Genomic DNA, 3,095 nt, shown 5'->3' with positions numbered 1-3,095 from the left:
CACAACCGACCACGCCAAGGGCCAAACCGGCCGCGATGGTCAACGCGACCATCCTCCTGCGGGCCTTCGCAGTGAACCGAATACTCATCGCTCTGTTTCCTTCTCCACTCGTCGTTCGCTTGTCAGTCGGCCAGATGGACGTCGAAGAGGTCCTCGGGTCGCGGCAGATCCGTGAGGTGGTGCGGGTCGAGGTTCCAGTTCCTGCCCTTGCAGGTGAGCCGTGGGAGCACGTCCTTGTCGTCGGAGCCCTCGGCGAGAGGGTCGAACGTGCAGAGCGGCTTGATGACGGCACTGGCGTGTGCCTTGGAGCGCACGCCCTCCGTGCCCGGAACGATGGACTTCCCGACGGGTTTGTCGGTCTGGACGTACACCGTGTACCTCAGCGTTGCCAGCTGCGGTTGGCAGTCGTCCACGTGTGCTTCGTTCTGTCCTGCCAGCTGATACGCACGCCAGCAGCCGTTCAACTGCGCCGCGCTGCCGTCGAGAAGGCCCTGCCACTGGGTCGGGTCGAGCACAGTGTCGGCCCACTTGCCCGCGAGCTGGTCTCGGGTGTCCTGCGCCGCCGCCAGTGCCGCCGCGTCTGCCGCCGTCTGCGCCCCGTTCCGATTGGCCGCCGCTTGGCCGACTGCCAAGTAAGCGAACGCGAGAAAGAGCAGGCCCGCCACCACCGTGATGTAGATGGGGAAGGCCTGCCCTGCGTCGCCGTATCCGGGTCGCCGCATCAGGTGATTTCGTTGATCTTCTGCTGGATCTTGTTGAGAATCGTCTGGCCGACGTTGGTCCCCGTGATCGCCAGCACGATCGCCACCACCACCGCGATGATGCCCAGGTACTCGACCGCGGTCTGCCCCCTGTCGCCGGCGCGGCGGCGCATCGCCTCGGCCGTCGTGTTCTTCCAGCCGTGCACGCGGACCTTGGTCGCAACCGCGGTCTTCAGCATCAGGTCGCTCATGGTGTTCCCCTCCGGGTTCGGTCTCGGTGCCGCTTGCGACACCGGAAACGTATGCCGGAGCGCACGGTCCGCCCGAGGGTCCGTGGGCCCAATCCCGGGCCCAAAGAGAGACCCGGCCGCGTTTCCTCCGTATCACCGTCATCCCCTCTCACTCCAACCCTCGTGAGGAACTCGGGGCCGTACCCAGCCATTTGGCGGCGGCCTCGGAGCGGCTGGTGCTGTGGAGCTTGGCGAAGATGCGGTTGATGTGGTTCTTGACGGTCTTCTCGCTGATGAAGCAGGCGGCGGCGATCTGCTGGTTGGTCATGCCGGACGCGATGAGGTCCATGATCTCCGCCTCCCTGGTGCTGAGTGGGAACCTCGACCTGTCGACGGCGGCCGGACGGCCACCTGTCCACCCAGACGACGACTGTCCCACATGCGGTTGCAGTCGCGAAAGGTTTTTCGCAGAATTAGCTGGGTCAGCGGCTATTGGGGGTTCTGAACCGTGTGCAGTCGCATCTTCGTCCTGGCGCAGCCGGGCCAGCAGGGCGCCCGCCGCCGTGTGGGTGAAGTGGGCTCTGCCCTCCTTGACGTCCCGTACGGCGGAGACCAACTGGTCGGCGGTGAACTCGCCGTGGACCAGGTAGCCGCCCGCGCCCCGGCGCAGCGCCTCCTGGACGATGTCCGACTCGCGGCTGTAGGTCAGCATCACGACCGGGGCGATCCGGACCAGGTGCGGCAGGGCCGAGATGCCGTCCACGCCGGGCATGCGGACGTCGAGCAGGACGACGTCGGGGCGGTGGCGCTGCGCGGCCTCCCAGGCGGCGCGGCCGTCCGCGGCCTCCGCGACCACCGTGATGTCCGCGCGGCCGGAGAGCAGGGCCGTCAGGCCGGCGCGGACCACGGGGTTGTCGTCGGCCACGACCACGCGGAGGGGGGCGGCCGGGGCGGGCTGTGGGAAGCCCTCGAAGGGGTCTGGAGTCGTCTCGGCCGGCATGGCGGCGGCCTCCTCTCGGGTCGTGGCGGGATCGCAGGTCATGTCCTCGTCAGCGCTCCCAGCGGCAGTTCCAGGCGGACCTCCGTGCCCCTGGGGTGGGTGCCGCGGCCTATGCGGATGCGGGCGCCCACCGAGGCCGCGCGCTCCACCATGCCGACCAGCCCGAAGTGGCCCGTGCGGCGGAGCTGTTCGAGGTTGGTGCCGGGCGGCAGGCCGCGCCCGTCGTCGTACACGCTGATGCGCAGCAGGTCGCCGTGGACGCCCGCGCGTACGTCGACGCGGGTGGGCGCCGCGTGGCGGTGGGCGTTCTCCATCGCTTCCGAGGCGATGGTCAGGATCTGACGGGTCACGGCGGGCGGAACCGGCGGGACGCCGGACCCGCCGGTCGGGCGGCAGTCGGCGGCAAGGCCGGTACGGGCACTGAAGGCGTGTGTGCGGGCGGCGAGTTCGGCGAGCACGTCGGTGCCGTGGTCCGGGTCGTTCTCGCGGCGCAGGTCCATCAGCAGTTCGCGGGACTCGGCGGCGGCCCGGCGGGCCGAGCGGGCGACCAGTTCCGCCTGCCGCCCGACCAGGGCGGGGTCCATGCGGTCCGCTCCGGCCGAGCCCGCCAGGCCGTCGGCGGCCAGGGCCACGCCGTGCAGGGTCTTCGCCACCGAGTCGTGCATCTCCCGGGCGAGGCGGGCGCGTTCGGCGGCGACCGCCTCCGTGACGGCGAGGCGGGCCTGGACCGTGGTGAGGGCCTGGGTGGCCTCGCCGAAGCGGAGGAGCAGGTTGCGCAGGGTGACACCGGCCGCGCCCGCGATGACGCACAGGCCGGGGAAGAGGGCCGACTGGGCCAGGTTCGTGGAGAGTTCCTTCGAGCTGGCGTGGACGACCAGCAGGATCAGCGACTGGAGCGAGGCGAAGACGCCCGCGCCTCGCCAGCTGTAGACGAGGCCGGCGAGGAGGGGGGTGCACACGCTGACGTAGGCCAGTGTGCTGTCCGGGCCCGCCGCGATCAGGAGGAGGGCGCCGAAGAGGGTGTCCACGGCGAGGAGGACGGGGTGGCGCAGGAGGAGGGGGCCGAAGCGTTCCCAGTCCCTGAAGAGGACGTAGGAGCCCATGAAGGTGATGACGACCGCGGCGCTGACCAGGCGGGTGGCCAGGCCGGGGGCGGCGTTGAGG

The 3,095-nt window shown here is 70.4% G+C and carries 4 protein-coding genes; all 4 read right to left on the bottom strand.

Translation table 11 applies throughout. From position 1 onward, the window contains the following. Positions 1-122: 122 nt before the first annotated feature. Positions 123-722: a pilus assembly protein TadG-related protein gene (locus C1I97_RS34165; protein WP_111006874.1), complete on the bottom strand. Its 600-nt coding sequence runs from the start codon at positions 720-722 to the stop codon at positions 123-125. After that, positions 722-952: a Flp family type IVb pilin gene (locus C1I97_RS34160; RefSeq protein WP_111006873.1), complete on the bottom strand. Its 231-nt coding sequence runs from the start codon at positions 950-952 to the stop codon at positions 722-724. The genes C1I97_RS34165 and C1I97_RS34160 overlap by 1 nt, the downstream gene beginning before the upstream one ends. 148 nt (positions 953-1,100) lie before the next feature. Continuing rightward, positions 1,101-1,931 (bottom strand): response regulator transcription factor, encoded by an 831-nt coding sequence (locus C1I97_RS34155; protein WP_111006875.1) that lies wholly within the window; start codon positions 1,929-1,931, stop codon positions 1,101-1,103. A gap of 38 nt (positions 1,932-1,969) precedes the next feature. Beyond that, positions 1,970-3,095 (bottom strand): sensor histidine kinase (locus tag C1I97_RS34150; protein WP_111006872.1); only part of this gene is annotated, 1,126 nt, incomplete at its 5' end.

This window comes from Streptomyces sp. NTH33 (assembly GCF_003236365.1).
Taxonomy (GTDB): domain Bacteria; phylum Actinomycetota; class Actinomycetes; order Streptomycetales; family Streptomycetaceae; genus Streptomyces.
This window is presented reverse-complemented; position numbering and strand designations above follow the sequence as displayed.